14 protein-coding genes are annotated in these 15,430 nt (G+C 71.9%); 4 read left to right on the top strand and 10 right to left on the bottom strand.

Annotated features, from left to right (window positions below; all coding sequences use genetic code 11):
- Positions 1–2: 2 nt before the first annotated feature.
- The 4 genes from STRVI_RS43260 to STRVI_RS43245 all read right to left on the bottom strand — a co-directional run bounded on the left by STRVI_RS43260 (position 3) and on the right by STRVI_RS43245 (position 2,979).
- Entirely contained in the window at positions 3–509 is a 507-nt protein-coding gene (locus tag STRVI_RS43260) for a copper chaperone PCu(A)C (protein ID WP_014061893.1), read from the bottom strand.
- Positions 506–1,168 carry an SCO family protein gene (locus tag STRVI_RS43255; protein ID WP_014061892.1) on the bottom strand — a complete coding sequence of 221 codons (663 nt, stop codon included), beginning with the start codon at positions 1,166–1,168 and terminating at the stop codon, positions 506–508. The genes STRVI_RS43260 and STRVI_RS43255 overlap by 4 nt, the downstream gene beginning before the upstream one ends.
- A 143-nt stretch (positions 1,169–1,311) precedes the next feature.
- Positions 1,312–2,067, bottom strand: a complete 756-nt coding sequence (locus STRVI_RS43250; RefSeq protein WP_014061891.1) for a YcnI family copper-binding membrane protein — start codon at positions 2,065–2,067, stop codon at positions 1,312–1,314.
- 96 nt (positions 2,068–2,163) lie between these two features.
- Positions 2,164–2,979: a hypothetical protein gene (locus STRVI_RS43245; RefSeq protein ID WP_014061890.1), complete on the bottom strand. Its 816-nt coding sequence runs from the start codon at positions 2,977–2,979 to the stop codon at positions 2,164–2,166.
- A 200-nt stretch (positions 2,980–3,179) separates the two neighbouring features.
- On the opposite strand from STRVI_RS43245, the gene STRVI_RS43240 reads away from it, so the two are divergent.
- On the top strand, positions 3,180–3,683 hold the full coding sequence (locus tag STRVI_RS43240) for an ATP-binding protein (protein ID WP_014061889.1): 504 nt from the start codon (positions 3,180–3,182) through the stop codon (positions 3,681–3,683).
- 94 nt (positions 3,684–3,777) lie between these two features.
- Here STRVI_RS43240 and STRVI_RS43235 read toward each other — a convergent pair whose 3' ends face one another.
- Positions 3,778–5,250, bottom strand: coding sequence for a PLP-dependent aminotransferase family protein (locus tag STRVI_RS43235; protein WP_014061888.1), 1,473 nt, complete (start codon positions 5,248–5,250; stop codon positions 3,778–3,780).
- Positions 5,251–5,297: 47 nt separating this feature from the next.
- Between STRVI_RS43235 and STRVI_RS43230 the strand changes: the two genes are divergently transcribed.
- Positions 5,298–5,813, top strand: a complete 516-nt coding sequence (locus tag STRVI_RS43230; protein WP_014061887.1) for a carboxymuconolactone decarboxylase family protein — start codon at positions 5,298–5,300, stop codon at positions 5,811–5,813.
- Positions 5,814–5,881: 68 nt separating this feature from the next.
- Here the strand turns inward: STRVI_RS43230 and STRVI_RS43225 are convergent, their stop codons facing one another.
- Both STRVI_RS43225 and STRVI_RS43220 read right to left on the bottom strand, forming a co-directional pair.
- Positions 5,882–7,378 carry an aminopeptidase P family protein gene (locus STRVI_RS43225; protein WP_050993868.1) on the bottom strand — a complete coding sequence of 499 codons (1,497 nt, stop codon included), beginning with the start codon at positions 7,376–7,378 and terminating at the stop codon, positions 5,882–5,884.
- A 102-nt stretch (positions 7,379–7,480) separates the two neighbouring features.
- Positions 7,481–9,106 (bottom strand): GAF domain-containing SpoIIE family protein phosphatase, encoded by a 1,626-nt coding sequence (locus STRVI_RS43220; RefSeq protein WP_014061885.1) that lies wholly within the window; start codon positions 9,104–9,106, stop codon positions 7,481–7,483.
- 582 nt (positions 9,107–9,688) lie between these two features.
- Between STRVI_RS43220 and STRVI_RS43215 the strand changes: the two genes are divergently transcribed.
- Positions 9,689–10,363: a bifunctional DNA primase/polymerase gene (locus STRVI_RS43215; RefSeq protein WP_014061884.1), complete on the top strand. Its 675-nt coding sequence runs from the start codon at positions 9,689–9,691 to the stop codon at positions 10,361–10,363.
- A 570-nt stretch (positions 10,364–10,933) separates the two neighbouring features.
- Here the strand turns inward: STRVI_RS43215 and STRVI_RS43210 are convergent.
- From STRVI_RS43210 to STRVI_RS43200, 3 genes are all read right to left on the bottom strand, one after another.
- Positions 10,934–11,902, bottom strand: coding sequence for a DUF5926 family protein (locus STRVI_RS43210; protein ID WP_014061883.1), 969 nt, complete (start codon positions 11,900–11,902; stop codon positions 10,934–10,936).
- 157 nt (positions 11,903–12,059) lie between these two features.
- Positions 12,060–12,749 carry an ATP-binding protein gene (locus STRVI_RS56590; RefSeq protein WP_435532606.1) on the bottom strand — a complete coding sequence of 230 codons (690 nt, stop codon included), beginning with the start codon at positions 12,747–12,749 and terminating at the stop codon, positions 12,060–12,062.
- Between the two features lie 140 nt (positions 12,750–12,889).
- Positions 12,890–13,723 (bottom strand): glycerophosphodiester phosphodiesterase, encoded by an 834-nt coding sequence (locus STRVI_RS43200; RefSeq protein WP_014061881.1) that lies wholly within the window; start codon positions 13,721–13,723, stop codon positions 12,890–12,892.
- Between the two features lie 217 nt (positions 13,724–13,940).
- Here STRVI_RS43200 and STRVI_RS43195 point away from each other — a divergent pair, with 217 nt between their 5' ends.
- Positions 13,941–15,407 (top strand): S1C family serine protease, encoded by a 1,467-nt coding sequence (locus tag STRVI_RS43195; protein WP_014061880.1) that lies wholly within the window; start codon positions 13,941–13,943, stop codon positions 15,405–15,407.
- The last annotated feature ends 23 nt before the right edge of the window (positions 15,408–15,430 follow it).

Raw genomic sequence — 15,430 nt, 5'->3', positions numbered from 1 at the left:
TGTCAGTCCTTGGGGCGGTACGTCGTCGGCTCGACCGGGACTTTGATCTCGATGGGGGCGGATGTGGCGAAGTGCAGGGTGAAGCTGACCTTCTCACCGACCTTCGGCCGGTGGGAGAGGTTTGTCAGCATCAGATGATCTCCGCCGCTGGACAGCTCGAGCCGGTTGTCCGCCGGGACATCGAGCGAGCTCACCTGCTTCATCCGGGTGCCCTTGGTGGTGTGCAGGGTGACCTCGGAGGCGAGCGGGGTGGTGACGGACGTCAGCTCGTCGGCGCCGCCACCGGCGTTCCGTACGGTCAGATAGCCCGCCGCCATGTCGGCCATGGGCGGCTGGGAGACGTAGGCGCCGGTCACGGACAGCTTGGGGTCGCCCCCGCCCTTCCCGCCGCCGCCGCCGCCGTCGTCGTCGTCGCCCGAGCAGGCGGCGAGCGTGGCGGACAGACCGAGGGCGAGGACCACGGCGGCCGCCTTACGGATGCCGGGAATGCCAGGGGCTGCCGCCGTCACGGGTTCCGCCCCTCGATGATCTTTGGCAGGTCCTTGGCGTAACGATCCGCCGTGGCTTCCGTCGTGTAGATCCAGTGGCCCTTGTCGTCCTTGGGCGAGAAGCCGACCACCTCGGCGCCGTGGCTGACGGTGATGCTGCCGTCCTTCTCCTTCTTCGGCTTCTCGATGAAGATGCCCAGCGGCCGGGCGGCAGCCTCGATGGTGTTGAAGTCGCCGGTCAGGCCGACGAAGTCGGTGCCGCCCTGGGCGTCCAGCCAGGAGCGCATCCGCTTGGGGGTGTCCCGGGCCGGGTCGGTGCTGACGAAGACGACGCGCAGCTTCTCCCGCTCGGCCTTGGGGAGCTTCTTCACGGCGAGGGCGACGTTGCTCATGGTCAGCGGGCAGACGTCCGGGCAGTGGGTGTAGCCGAAGAAGAGCAGGGTGGGCCGGCCCTTGGTCTCCTTGAGCAGGTCGTACTTCTTGCCGTCGGTGTCGGTGAGGGCGAGGTCCGGCTTGGCCTTCGCCTGGTCGAGGACGATGGCCTGCCCCGACTTCTGGCCGCCCTTGACCTCGGCGGCGGCCGCGTTGTCGCCCTTGCCGCCGCTGTCCGAGCCGCCGCAGGCGCTGAGGGTGAGCGCGGCGGTGGCGACGATGGCGGTGGCCAGGATTTTGGTGCGCATGGAGCTGTTCTCCAAAGAGGGAGGTGGTTCGGTGGCGCGCGGAGGCGGCGGACACGGGGCCCGCCGCCCCCGCCGGGATCACGCGGTCGGTTCAGGACCGGAGGTCACCGGCGGTACACGCGTCTCGGTCGGGTGACCGGCGGTCAGGCGGAGCGGCGGCGGCTGACGACCACGCCGTAAGCGACCCCGGCGGCGCCGATGACGATGCCCACGATGCCCAGCACCCGGGCCGTGGTGTCGCTGCTGTCCTTGTCGTCGGAGGAGTCCGCCGAGGCGGAGTTCTCGGCGCCGGCCTTCTCGGAGCCGCTGTCCTTGCCCTGTCCGGAGGCCGCGGCGGCGTCATGGCCGTCCGAGCCCTTGGCCGGCGCGACCAGCTTGAGCACCGGCGCCGGGTTCTCCGGTTCGGCGGCGCCCTCCTTGGGCTCCTCGATCCAGCGCACGACCTCCTTGTTGTCGTACGTCTGGAGCGCCTTGAAGGCGAGCTGGTCGGCGTCGTCGGGGAGCTGGCCGACCGACAGCGGGAACTGCTGGAACATTCCCGGCTCGACCTTGCCGCCGGACCAGGTGACCTTGGTGACCGCCTCGGTGATCTTCTCGCCCTCCATCTCCATGGGCTTGGCGAGCTTGGACTTGGTGACCTTGACGTCCCAGCCGGGCACCGGCTGGGGCATCACCGAGGCGAGCGGATGGTCGGCGGGCAGGGTCACCTCGAGCTTGACGGTGGAGGCGTTGTCGCGCTCGTTCGGCACCTTGAAGTTGATGGTGCTGTAGCCGCCCTTCTCGGCCTGGCCGGGCTGCACGCTGACGTGCGCGAAGGCGGGGCCCGCGGTGAGCAGGACCAGGCCGCCCGCGGTGAGGGCTCCGATGACCGGCAGACGGCGGAGACGCATGGCGTTCATGTCAACACTCCAGGGACAGGAATGATCAGATGGGTTGGCGCGCCTGCGGCGACGTCGCGGCCACCCTCCGGTCCCGCTGGAGGAGCGTCGCGTCGGTCAGGCCGCGAGGTCGCAAGCCGGCGGTCCCCGCCTGATCACGCTGTGCTGGAGGGCGAGGGCTGTCGTCCCGCCCTCGTTCCGCTCGGCCGTGCGCGGTCGGCACGGCCCGCCGTAAGGCGCGTCCGAAGGGGCCAGAAGCACCCGTACGAGCTTCAGGGCAGCGCGCAGCGCCCGTACGAGCGCGGCCTCCGCGACCCCTCGCGCCCCGTCCACCGACAGCCGCACCGCCCGCCATACGGCCATCTCGCCCCGGCGCAGCAGCCAGCCGATGGCGAGCGCGGCGAGCAGATGGCCCAGGGTCATGGGCAGCGACGGCAGCAGGCCCGCCATCCCGGCCGCCTGCTCCGCCGGGGCGGCGGACGACGGCATGGTGTGCGGGCTGTGCGCGGCGGACGGGTCGATGCCCGCGTGCGCGACGATCCGATGCGCCGTGGCGGCGTCGAGCCGTCCGGGGCCCGACGCGCACAGCAGCCTGGCGGCCAGGCCGATGACGTGGCCCTGGGCGGCGTCGGCCCGCTGGGCGGCCTCCTCGGCGGCCGTCGCCCGGTGCTGCCCGAGCGCGAAGAGCGCGTGCAGCGCGAGCTGCCCGATGGCCAGCAGGGCCGCGATCCCGGGCAGCGACCGCTCCCGCCCGGCCAGCGTCAGCGCCACCGTGAACATCGCCGCGCAGCCCACGCCCACCGTCCACAGCGGCACGGTCGCGCAGGAGGCCAGCACATGCCCCGCCGCGGACAGCACGACGCAGACCGCGGTGAAGACCGCGGCCCGCAGCATTCGCAGATCGGCGCCGGCACGGGCGACAGGGGAAGCCATGGCGGCGACATCATCCCACTGGGAGGGCGCGTTCCCTACGGCGGGTGGGGCGTACCGGCGCACACCAGGACAGCCCATACACCGGTTCGCGCATCGAGCGCGTCCGCCGAATGAGCGGAGTCACGTTGATAAGACGCTTACGGACCATGGACCCAGGCAATACGTAACGGTATGTCGAGCCGCGGCCGGGAGGCTGGAGCATGAGCATCTGGTGGTCACTCCATTTGCCCCGCGAGGCGGCGAGCGTTCCGCTCGCACGACGACTGCTCCTCGGCACCATGGAGACGGCCGGAGTCGATCCGGAGATCTCCTACGATCTGTCGGTCGCCCTCTCCGAGGCGTGTGCGAACGCGGTGGAGCACGGGGGCCGCGACGGCACGGGCGGGGATTACCGAGTCACGGCCTATATCGACGGCGACACCTGCCGTATCGAGGTCACCGACTCCGGCCCCGGCTTCGCCGGACGCGGTGCCGTCCGCCGCGAGGGCCGCACCCGGAACGAGCGGCGTCCGGCGGGCGCGCCGAGACCACAGCAGCCGCGCAGTCCGGCTCCGCCCCAGGCGGAGCACGGGCGGGGGCTTTTCCTCATCGAGGCTCTCACCGACCATGTCCGCTACCGGGACCGTCCGGGGCGCGGCGGGGTGGTGGTGAGCTTCGACAAGATCCTCAAGTGGCGTGAAGGGGCGCTGCTGAGGGCGTCGTAACCGCGTCGTAGCCCTTCAAGGAACTCAGGAACCTCAGAGAGACGTCAGGAGGCCCCAGGAAAGCTCAGGACATCAGGTGGCCGTCTGTTCGGTCTTATTCGGTCTGTTCGGGCGGCAGGGCACGGCACAGGGCGTCCAGCGCTCCCGCGAAGGAGTGCTCGGGCGGGGTGGCGTAGCCCACCACGAGCCCGTCGGGGTGCGGTGTGGTGGCGTCCGGATGGCGGTAGTCGCCGAGGCCGTCGAGCGCCAGCCCCTGCCAGGCGGCGGCGCGCCGGGCGGATCGCTCGGTGCCGGGCGGTAGCTCCAGCACCGCGTGCAGACCGGCCGCGATCCCCGAGACGCGGACATGGGGCGCGCGTTCGGCGAGGGTGGCGACGAGCTGATCGCGCCGGCGGCGGTAGCGCTGGCGCATACGGCGCACATGGCCGTCGTAGCCGCCCGATTCGATGAAGTCCGCGAGGGTCAGCTGGTCGATGACGCCGGTCCAGCCCTCGCGCTCCCCCTTGGCGGCCAGCACGCGGTCGACGAGCTGGTCCGGCAGGACCATCCAGCCCAGCCGCAGGGCCGGGGAGAGGCTTTTGCTGACCGAGCCGAGGTAGAGCACCCGGTCGGGGTCGAGGCCCTGGACGGCGCCCACCGGACGGCGGTCGTAGCGGAACTCCCCGTCGTAGTCGTCCTCCAGGACCAGACCGCCGGTCTTCCGCGCCCAGGCGACGGCCGCGGCCCGCCGCTCGGGGTGCAGCGGACCGCCGGTGGGGAACTGGTGGGCGGGGGTGAGCAGGGCCGCCCGTAGGCCGTCGAGGGCGGCCAGTCCATCCGTAAGGGCGCCATCGGCGTCCAGCGGAAGCGGGATCGTACGGATCCCGGCGGAGCTCAGAAGCGAGCGGTGGAACGCCAGGCCGTAGGACTCGACGGCCATCCGGGGACGCAGCAGCCGGGTGCCGCTCAGCAGCCGCAGGGCGTGCGCGAAGCCCGAGCAGACGACGATCCGGCCGGGATCGGTGCGGACGCCGCGGGCGCGGGCGAGGTAGTCGGCCAGGGCGCGGCGCAGCTCCGGGCGGCCGCGCGGATCACCGGGGCCGAACGCCTCATGCGGCGCGGCGGTCAGCGCGCGGCGGGCCGAGGCGAGCCAGGCGGTGCGGGGGAAGGCGGCGGCGTCCGGCTGGCCCTGCAGCAGGTTGTGCACCGGTCGCGGGGCGGGCCGGGGCGTGCGATGACCCCCGGTCGCCCCGGTCGAACGCCCGCCGAGCCCCCGGCCGGGCGTGCGCCGCCGGGGCGGGGGCGGTGCGGGGCGGGGCGCCACCCGGGTCCCGGAGCCCTGGCGGGCGGTGAGCCAGCCCTCGGCGACCAGCTCGGCGTAGGCGTCGGCGACCGTGTTCCGGGCGATGCCCAGGTCGGCGGCGAGCGAACGGTAAGGCGGCAGCCGGGTGTCCGGGGCGAGCCGGCCGTCGCGGATGGCCTCCCGCAGCGCGGCCATCAGGGCGGTCCTGCGGCTGCCCGCGCGGGTCAGCTCCAGATGGAGGTCGCTGCCGAGGATCTCCGCCGAATTGACCCATGAATCTGCCATGGAAATGCACCCTACAGAGGGTCGCTTAGCGGCCTAATTTCATTCCCATGACGACTACGACAGCGACAGCGACGACGGCACAGACGACGACCACAACGGCCACGGCGACGACGCGGCAGACCGGCCGGGTCGACTTCGCGAAGGCCGCCCCCAAGGCGTTCAAGGCGCTGATCAGCCTGGACGCGGCCGCCCGCGAGGGCCTGGACCCGGCCCTGGTGGAGCTGGTGCAGCTCCGCTCCTCCCAGCTCAACAACTGCGCCTACTGCCTCCATATGCACACCACCGACGCCCATAGGGCGGGCGAGAGCAACGAGCGCATCGCCCTGGTGGGGGTCTGGGAGGAGGCCGGGAAGGGCGGGTTCTACACCGAGAAGGAGCAGGCCGCCCTGGCGCTCACCGAGGCGGTCACGCTGCTGCCGGGCGGGGTCCCGGACGAGGTCTACGAGCGGGCCGCCCGGCACTTCGAGGAGCGGGAGCTGGCCCAGCTCATCGCCCTCATCTTCACGATCAACTCCTGGAACCGGATCGCGGTGACCACCCGCAAGGTGCCGGGACAGGGCTGAGAACGGACTGTGGGGAGCGGCGTCGCCGCTCCCCACAGGGTCACGTGGTCAGACGATGAGCCGCCGCCTCACGCGGTCAGGCGGGCCATCCACGCCTCGACGTCGTCGGCGGTCCGCGGCAGCGCGGCCGACAGCACGCGGTTGCCGTCCTCCGTCACCAGGATGTCGTCCTCGATGCGGACGCCGATGCCCCGGTACTCCTCGGGCACGGTCAGATCGTCGGGCTGGAAGTACAGCCCCGGCTCGACCGTCAGGCACATCCCGGGCTCCAGGGTGCCGTCCACATACGTCTCGGTGCGGGCCACGGCGCAGTCGTGGACGTCCATGCCGAGCATGTGGCCGGTGCCGTGCATCGTCCAGCGGCGCTGCAGCCCCAGCTCCAGCACTCGCTCCACCGGGCCCTCGACAAGGCCCCACTCGACGAGCCTGGTGGCCAGGACGTGCTGGGCGGCGTCGTGGAAGTCGCGGTACTTCGCACCCGGCCGGACCGCGGCGATGCCCGCCTCCTGCGCCTCGTACACCGCCTCGTAGATCTTGCGCTGCAGCGGGCTGTAGGTGCCGTTCACCGGCAGAGTGCGGGTCACATCGGCGGTGTAGAGGGTGGTGGTCTCCACGCCCGCGTCCAGCAGGAGCAGATCGCCGGAGCGGACCGGGCCGTCGTTGCGCACCCAGTGCAGCGTGGTGGCGTGCGGGCCCGCGGCGCAGATGCTGCCGTAGCCGACGTCGTTGCCCTCGACCCGGGCCCGAAGGAAGAACGTTCCTTCGATATAGCGCTCGGAGGTCGCCTGCGCCTTGTCCAGAACCTTGACGACGTCCTCGAAGCCGCGGGCCGTCGAGTCGACGGCGGCCTGAAGCTGCCCGATCTCGAACTCGTCCTTGACCAGGCGCTGCTCGCTGAGGAAGACCCGCAGCTCCTCGTCGCGCTCACCGGTGATCTTGTCGGCCAGCGCGGCCTCCAGAGCGGCGTCGTGACCGCGCACGATACGGACCGGGCCTGATGCGGCCTTGAGCTCGTCGGCCAGCTCGCGGACGTCCTTGGCGGCCAGGCCCAGCCGCTTCTCGGCCTCCGTAAGGCTGAGCCGGCGGCCGACCCACAGCTCGCCCTGGCCGTCCAGCCAGAACTCGCCGTTCTCCCGGTTGGAGCGCGGCAGCAGGTACAGCGTCGCGGTGTGGCCGCCGCCCGCCTCGGGCTCCAGCACCAGCACGCCGTCCTCGGTCTGGTCGCCGGTGAGGTACGCGTACTCGGTCGAGGCGCGGAAGCCGTAGTCCGTGTCGTTGGAGCGGGTACGGAGATTGCCCGCGGGGATGACCAGGCGGTCGCCCGGGAAGCGCGCGGAGAGCGCGGCGCGGCGGCGGGCGGTGTGCGGAGCCTGCTCGACGGGCTCCAGGTCGTGCAGCTCGGTGTCCGCCCAACCGGACTGCATGTTCGCCGCAAGCTCGTCGGAAACGCCTGGGTAGAGGCCGTTCTTCCGCTGCTTGACGGGCTCCTCGCCTTCCGGGTTCTCCGGGGCTTCGGGAGTGGGCTCCTCGGTCACGTCTTCCTCCTCGAACTGGACCCCACCCATCGTATGTGCGGGGGCGCGGCGGCAGGGAGGGCCCGAAGCCCGGGGCGGCCACGGCTCCAGCGGGTGCCGTGGTCCCCCTCGAGCCTCAGTCGGACTCGAGCCTCAGTCGAAGTGGGCCACGAGCAGGACGAGGTCCTCGGTGCCGTCCTCCGAGGGCCGCCCCACGGGGGCCGCCGGGCCGTCGGGGAGGACCGTACGGAGCACATGGTCGGCGAAGGCGTCCGGATCGCCCCGGACGCCCTTGGGAGCGCTCGCCGCGGCCGTGTGCAGCCGGGTGAAGGCCCGGTCCATCGGCTCACCGGTGCGGTGGAGCAGCCCGTCGCTGTAGAAGAGGAGCGTCTCCCCGGACGACGGTTCGATCTCGACGCTGGGCGCCTCCCAGCACGAGAGCATCCCCAGCGGCGCGGACAGAGTGGTCTCCACGAACTCGGTGCGCCGCTCCCCGGTGAGCAGCGGCGGGCAGTGCCCGGCCCCGGCCAGCACCACCTTGCGCGTCCCGGGCTCGCAGTAGGCGAAGAGGGCGGTCGCGGAGCGGGCGGGCTCGGTCAGCCGCAGCAGCAGCTCCAGATCGGACAGGACGGCGACCGGGTCCTCGCCCTCCATCACCGCGTACGCCCGCAGCGAGGCCCGCAGCCGCCCCATCGCGACCACGGCGCTCGGCCCGGAACCTGTGACTCCGCCCACCGAGAGCCCGAGCGCCCCGTCCGGCAGCGGCAGCGCGTCGTACCAGTCGCCGCCACCGTGCGGACCGGGGTGGTGGCGGACGGCCAGACGCACCCCGGGGACCCGGGGCAGCCGGGTGGGCAGCAGCTCCTCCTGGACGGTCGCGACGGCGGCGCGGGCGCGGGAGAGCTCGATCAGCCGGGCGATGTGCGCGGCGGCGTACTGGCAGTACAGGCCCACGAGATGGCGCTGGCGCTCCCCGGGCTCGGCGGGCTCGTCGTAGAGCCAGGCGGCTCCGCCGAGCCGCCCGGAGGGGCCGCCTGCGCCCATGGCGGCAGCGATACCGGGCGGGGCGGCGGCCGATACGCCATCGCGACCGTGGCCGGTGCCAGGAGCGCTCGCCGTGCCGGGAGCGCCGGGGGCCGGGCGGTCGCCCGCGCCCGCCGGGGAGCCGGTGCCGGACCCGTCCGCGTCGGGGGCGGGCGAGGGGATGGCGGTGAGGCCGGGCGCGGTACAGGGGGTGGTCCGGAACGGGTCCAGCGGCACCGCGTAGCTCGCGGCGAAGCCGAGCCGTGCGGCCACCTCGCGGTGGCGCGGGTCGAGGTCGGCCTCGCCGGCGATATCGGGGTGGGTCACATCGGCACGCCGCTCACCACCCGGTTCGGGCAGCCCGTCGAGGAGATGACCGGCGGAGGCGGAGCCGCGCGGGATGGTCTCGATCTGGCCGAGATCGGCGTGGCCGAGGCCGAGCCCCACGGTGGTCACCGGGCCGAGTCCATCGGCCGGTTCGAGCGCCACCAGCCCGCGCCGGGCGCCGACCAGGGCCGCGCCCGCGCGCAGCAGTTCACGCAGCGCCTCGTCGAGCGTCCCGGTCCTGACCAGCCGCTCGGTGAGCTCATGAAGGGTGGTGAGATCCGAGACCCAGCTCGCGAGCCGGTCCTGAACACCGGAGTTGGCATCGGTCAGGGGCGGAGGAACGGGGCCCGGGACGGGGTCCGCAGTTTGCGTGGGCGAGGGGAGGGAAGGATCGTTTCCAGCCACTTTCGGCGCGTGGGGCGAGTTCATGGCCCGCTGCCTTCACCCGCCGGGTCCGGCTCGCTCAATAGCATCGCAAACCCCCTGTCGTGCTGCGCCGCTACCGTGCCGCTACTGTCTCCAGATGTACACGGAGCGGAGATGCGATGTCCAGCATCGTCCCGGTGGTCTTGTTGGTGTCTGGGGGGAATTGAACTTGGCTGAAAAAAAGTCGTTAGGCTGTCCCTTCGAGGTCGACTGACGTCATTCGACAGCGCGTCGTCTGCACCGCGGCGGGTACACATTCGGAGAAGGGGCAGGGGCAGTTCGGATCGCCCCGGAACCCCGCGGCCGGTCCAGGCGTCATAGACCACAACGGCCGCGCCCATCCCCGAGTGGCGAGGAACGCACCAACCGGACGGCAAGCGCCATGCGCGCGCCACCCCTCGCCACGTTCCACGCTCGGCCCGCGGCATGATGCGCTGCCTTGTACGCGCAGTGACTTGTGATCCACCTGCTGTGACGGGCTGAATGATGCCGTACAGCGCCACGTAGTGCCAAGTGAAGTGCCATCTGAAGTGCGATGTAGTGCGACGGACAGCCCTCGGCGTTAACGGAAAGGAACGAGCGCTCATGCGCGAGATCCTCGGAAGGCGACGCAAGTTCTCGCTGCGGCGCGGCGCGCGATCGCCGCTGCTGCGTGCGGCGCTCACCTGCGCCACCGAGTGGCAGTGGCCCGTGGTCCCGGGCGTCGGACTCCGGTCCGGCGGCGGACGGCCCCGGGTATGCGGCTGCCCCGACCCGGAATGTGCGGTTCCGGGTGGACATCCGTTCGACCCTGTTCTCCTTGCCGCCACCACCGACCCGCGCATGGTGCGCTGGTGGTGGGGCAACCGGCCCACCGCGCCCCTGCTGCTGGCCACCGGCGGCCCCGCGCCCTGCGCGGTGAGCCTGCCCGCGGTCGCCGCGGCGCGGGCGCTGGCGGTCTTCGACCGGGCGGGGGTGCGGCTCGGCCCGGTGGTCGCGACGCCCACCCGCTGGTCGCTGCTGGTGGAGCCGTACTCCCTCGAAGACCTCGGCGAGCTGCTGAACCAGCAGGACTGGGTGCCCAGCTCGCTGCGGTTCCACGGCGAGGGCGGCTATGTGGTGCTGCCGCCGTCGCAGACGGGCCTCGGGCGGGTGCGCTGGGAGCGGCCGCCGCTGCGCCGCTCCGGGCGGCCCTGGCTGCCTCAGGTGGCCACGGTGGTGAACGCCTTGGTCGAGGCGAGCACCAGCGCGCCCGACGGAGGCAGCCGGCTCGCCTATTGAGGGCGGGCCCCGGGTGCGGGGGTTCGGGGGCCGCTGAGCGCGAGGCTCAGGGGCAGGGATGTGTGGGGCTCGGAGGCCGGGGAGGCGTTTCCCTGGGCTCCGAGCCCGCTCTTTTCCGGCGGTGGCACAGCGCTCTCAGGGCAGGATGCCGAAATTCAGGGCGCTGGGGTTCCGGGCTCCGAGGTCAGGGCTCCGCGCTTCGGATTTCGGGCTCAGGCGCTGGGCTCGGGCTCCGGGCCCAGGCTCCGGACTCACGCTCCGGACTCGAAGTCCGGGCTCAGGCTCCGGGAGCAATTCCCGCGGCGCCGAAGGCAATTGGTCCGTACCTTCTCCCGGCCGCCTCGTGCCGCCCCGCCCGTCTCTCGCGCCGGCGTCCGGACGCGGACATGGAAGCGCCCGGTCGCTGGCGACGGGGGATGCACCAGCGACCGGGCTTTTAGAACCGTAACAAGAGATCGGCCGATAGCAAATTCGATCGCGGATTTCCGGACGCCTATTTGCAGGGCGTAACGGTGAGTTGTGAGCAGCGTCACGTCCCCCCGGTGGCGCCCTCCGGCCGTCCGGCGACCGTCAGCTCAGCGTCACCTGACGGTTGGTGAGGCCGCCCCGGGCGCGCCGCTGCTCGGGCGTCAGCGGGGCGTCGGAGGCGAGCGCCTCCGCGAGCCGCTCGGCGAGGTCCACGGCCGGCTTCTCGGTGTCCTCGGCGCTCATCCCGCGGGGCAGATCCCACACCGGCACCGTGAGCCCGTGGGCCCGGAACGAGCCCACCAGCCGGGTGTTGTCGCCGAGCGAGGAGGCACCCGCGGCGTGCAGCCGCGCGAGCGCGTCGAGCAGCTTCTCCTCGGGGTGGGACATCACCCAGCGCAGGTGGTTCTTCTCCGGCGTCTCACACCAGTAGGCCGCCTCCACAGCGGTGAGCCGGGCGGTGGGGATCGCGGCCGCGTTGGCCCGTTCCAGGGACGCGGCGACCTCTCCGGTCGCGTTCGCGGCGTCGTCGACCCAGAACTCGAACCCCTCGTGCAGGGTCGGCGAGAAAGTGCCCTTCGGGTCGAGCAGATCCTGCAGCCGTGGACCGTCGCCCGGAGCCCGCTCGGCGGCCACCGGAGTGCCCGGATCGGCGGTCAGCGCCCGGCGCAGGGTGTCGGCCAGGTCGCGGCTGATGTCCCCGGAGGGCGTGTCGTTCTGCAGACCGAGCAGCACGGCGCCGCTGTCACGGCGCAGCGCGGGCCACGCCATGGGCAGCACCGTCGCCAGGGTGACCGACGGAACCCCCTCGGGCAGTCCTTCGGCGAGGGGCAGCTCGACGGTCGCGGCGGGCACCAGCTCGCGCAGGGCCACCCAGTCGCATTCGTTGGGGAGCCCCTCGAAGGGGCGCTGCACCAGCTCGGTGGCGGCGTGTGCGGCTTCCCTGCCGTGACAGGCCTTGTAGCGACGGCCCGAACCGCACGGGCAAGGCTCCCGCGCGCCCACCACAGGGATCTCGCCGTTGGCGGCCTGTGGCCCTGTGGCCTTCGTCTGTGGGCGGCGCTTCTTGGCCATGGTGAGGCTGTCTCCCGATCTGCGGCTCAGGGCTTGCTCGTACGCCCGTGACGGTCTGCGTACGGCCGCGGCAGTGCTCTCTTACGGCGCGTACGACTGGTACGGGCGCGAGCCTAGCCCTTTGGCCGAACCGCGTCGGCTCCATGAGCCGCGTCGGCTACGCGAGCTCGTCCAGATCGGCGAAGTCCAGCTCGCGATCGAAATCGGGGTCGATGTTCGCCTCGACGTTCGGGCCCAGGTTCGCGTCGAGGTCAGCATCGAGGGTCGCCCCGAGACTCGGCCCCAGGTTCGCGTCGAGATTGGCGTCGAGCTGCGCGTCAAGATTCGCGTCGAGGCTCGGACGCAGCCCGGAGGCCAGCTCTGTACCCAGGTCGGGGGAGAGGTCCGGGGGAAGCACGACACGACGGGCGAAATCGTCGTCAGGCGGAAGAAGGGCCCATACGGTGACCTCGCCGACTCCGTCCCGCACGCCCCATTCCTCGGCCAGCGACATGATGATGTTCAGCCCGCGACCGCCGCGTGCGGTCACCGAGGGATTGGCCGGAAGTGGCCTTGTAGGTCCTCCGCCGTCCGTCACCTCGACCGTCAGCCGGTCGTGCTCGTCGACGCTCCATGCGGCCCGGACCGTGCCGCCACCATGGCCGGAACGCCAAGGGCGGCCATGTCGCCATGCATTGCTGAGCAGTTCTGAAAGGATCAATACAGCGTCGTCTATGACCGAATCCGATACCCCAGTCCTGCCCAAATCGACACGCATCCGCTGTCTTGCCGCGCGGACACCCGCAGGACCATGGGGTACGGCCATGGTCGACGACGTCGGCACCTGCCGTGCCACCACCAACGCCACCCCCGAGACCTCCTTCGCCCCACGCCACGGGATGAATGCCCCGCGGTGCTGGAGCGGAAACCGGCCAAGTGGCATCGCGTGACGCACTCGTCACGATCGAATACGTACCGAACGCGCCGGTGCACGCCTTGTAATGCCCATTATGAGCGTCCGAGTTGGGACAGTACCTGTTTGGGGCGATTGGTGATCAGTGCGTCGACCCCGAGGCGGACGCACAGGTCGACGTCCTCCGGTTCGTCGACGGTCCACACGTGCACTCGGTGCCCCTCACGCTGCAGTCGCGCCACATAGCCGGGATGGTTCCGCACGATCCGGATGCTCGGCCCCGCGATCCGCACCCCGGCCGGCAGTTGCCCGTCCCGGTGGCGCGGCAGTATGAACTGCATCAGGTAGACGGTCGGGATGGCGGGGGCCCCGGTGCGGATCCGGTGCAGTGAGCGCGCTGAGAAACTCATCACACGGACGGGTGAACGTTCGCCGGGCGGCGGCGCGTCCAGGCCGTAGCGGCGCAGCAGCGTGAGCAGCCGCTCCTCCACCTGGCCCGCCCAGCGGGTGGGGTGCTTGGTTTCGATCGCCAGTTCGATTTGGCGTCCCGCGTCGGCGATGAGCGCCAGAAGCCGTTCCAGGGTGAGGACGGAGGTGCTGTCCCGGCTGTCGCGGTCCGGCTCCTCCTTGTCGGTGGCCCGGCCCTTCCAGGAGCCGAAGTCCAGGGCCGCCAGATCGGACAGCTCCAGCGCCGAGACCGCGCCCCGGCCGTTGGAGGTGCGGTCGACGCGGCGGTCGTGGACACAGACGAGGTGGCCGTCGGCGGTCAGCCGGACATCGCATTCCAGGGCGTCGGCGCCCTCCTCGATTGCCTTACGGTAGGCGGCCAGGGTGTGTTCCGGGGCATCCTCGGAGGCCCCGCGGTGGGCGACGACGGAGACGGTGGGCGGCCCGGGGTGGCTGTCCCGGGCAGGGCGCGCATAGGTCACCGCGTTATGGTGCCACCGCCCGGTGATAGCCGGTGGACTCGGCCCCTCCGTACGTTCGCACGGAATGGCGGTGGGTCGAATTGTCCGGGATAAAGGGTGGTAGTCCGCAGGACCGCCGCTCCTTACGGCCGTCTGACGCGCTGTGGGAAAAGCTGATGACGGTAAGACGTACACGTGGGCCGTCGAGGAAATCTGTCGTGCACCTGAGGAGATTGCTGTGAGCACCGAGAACGAGGGCTCTGCCGTTCCGCCCGCGCCCGGGTCGCATCCGGCCCCTCCGGCGCCGCACCCGAACCCGGCCGTACCACCCGCGCCGGACTATGAGCCCACCGCGGGGCGGCCGACCGCACCCGACGCGCCAATAGGCCCGTCCGACGCGGCAGGGCCGCAGGGAGCGCCCGGCGCCTCGGGCCCCGGCGCGGACGCCGGCCAGTCCAGCACGTGGTGGTCGGCCGACGGCGGACAGCAGCCCGGCGGCCCGGGCGAAGGACAGGGTGGGCAGGGCGGCCCGGGCGGACCGTGGGGGACCGCTCCCGTGCCGCCCTCCGGCCCCTCCGAGCGCAAGCCCCGTGGACTGGTCGCCGCCATGCTGGCCGCCGTACTGGTCGCGGGCGCCATCGGCGGCGGCATCGGCTTCTGGGCCGCCGACCGGGAGAGCAACGGCAGCGACACCACCACGGTCTCCGCCTACGGCAACCCCAAGACGGAGAGCCGCGCGCCCGGCTCGGTGTCGAGCATCGCCAACAAGACCCTGCCCAGCGTCGTCACCATCGAGGCCCAGGGCAACAACGGTGAGAGCGGCACCGGCACCGGCTTCGTCTACGACAAGCAGGGCCACATCCTCACCAACAACCACGTCGTCGCCTCGGCCGCCGACAACGGCAAGCTGACCGCCACCTTCTCCAACGGCAAGCGGTACACCGCCGAGGTCGTCGGCCGCGCCCAGGGCTACGACGTCGCCGTGGTCAAGCTCAAGAACGCCGCGGGCGCCAAGCTCGACCCGCTCCCGCTCGGCAACTCCGACCGGGTCGCCGTGGGCGACGCCACCGTCGCCATCGGCGCCCCCTTCGGCCTCTCCGGCACCGTCACCACCGGCATCGTGAGCGCCAAGAAGCGCCCGGTCGCCTCCAGCGACGGAGGCGGCGGCAACGCCTCGTACATGAGCGCCCTGCAGACCGACGCCTCCATCAACCCGGGCAACTCCGGCGGCCCGCTGCTCAACGCGGACGGCGGCGTCATCGGCATCAACTCCGCCATCCAGTCCGCCGGCAACGGCAGCGGCCTCGGCGAGTCCCAGCAGTCCGGCAGCATCGGCCTCGGCTTCGCGATCCCGATCAACCAGGCCAAGAACGTCGCCGAGCAACTGATCAAGACCGGCCAGCCCACCTACCCGGTGATCGAGGCCACGGTCAGCACGAAGGACTCCGCCAACGGCGCCACCATCGCCTCCAACGGCAGCGGCGGCAGCCCCGCCGTCGTCCCCGGCGGCCCGGCCGACAAGGCGGGCCTCAAGTCCGGCGACGTGATCACCAAGCTCGACGACATGGCCATCGACAGCGGCCCGACCCTCATCAGCGAGATCTGGACCCACCAGCCGGGCGACAAGGTCACTCTCACCTACAAGCGCGGCGGCAAGGTGTCGAAGGCGGACGTCACTTTGGGGAAGCGCAAGGGTGACAGCTGACACGCTAGGCTGATCCCCGCGCC

The sequence above is a fragment of the Streptomyces violaceusniger Tu 4113 genome, assembly GCF_000147815.2.
Lineage (GTDB): Bacteria > Actinomycetota > Actinomycetes > Streptomycetales > Streptomycetaceae > Streptomyces > Streptomyces violaceusniger_A.
Note: the sequence above shows the minus strand (reverse complement) of the source record. Positions and strands in the feature narration are given on the sequence as shown.

Bases quoted from the DNA above. Each gene is read 5' to 3' on its own strand.
- STRVI_RS43210 (WP_014061883.1), bottom strand. From the start codon at position 11,902: ATGGCCAAGAAGCGCCGCCCACAGACGAAGGCCACAGGGCCACAGGCC.
- STRVI_RS43245 (WP_014061890.1), bottom strand. From the start codon at position 2,979: ATGGCTTCCCCTGTCGCCCGTGCCGGCGCCGATCTGCGAATGCTGCGG.
- STRVI_RS43215 (WP_014061884.1), top strand. From the start codon at position 9,689: ATGCGCGAGATCCTCGGAAGGCGACGCAAGTTCTCGCTGCGGCGCGGC.
- STRVI_RS43255 (WP_014061892.1), bottom strand. From the start codon at position 1,168: ATGCGCACCAAAATCCTGGCCACCGCCATCGTCGCCACCGCCGCGCTC.
- STRVI_RS43225 (WP_050993868.1), bottom strand. From the start codon at position 7,378: ATGGGTGGGGTCCAGTTCGAGGAGGAAGACGTGACCGAGGAGCCCACT.
- STRVI_RS43230 (WP_014061887.1), top strand. From the start codon at position 5,298: ATGACGACTACGACAGCGACAGCGACGACGGCACAGACGACGACCACA.
- STRVI_RS43220 (WP_014061885.1), bottom strand. From the start codon at position 9,106: ATGAACTCGCCCCACGCGCCGAAAGTGGCTGGAAACGATCCTTCCCTC.
- STRVI_RS43240 (WP_014061889.1), top strand. From the start codon at position 3,180: ATGAGCATCTGGTGGTCACTCCATTTGCCCCGCGAGGCGGCGAGCGTT.
- STRVI_RS43235 (WP_014061888.1), bottom strand. From the start codon at position 5,250: ATGGCAGATTCATGGGTCAATTCGGCGGAGATCCTCGGCAGCGACCTC.
- STRVI_RS43250 (WP_014061891.1), bottom strand. From the start codon at position 2,067: ATGAACGCCATGCGTCTCCGCCGTCTGCCGGTCATCGGAGCCCTCACC.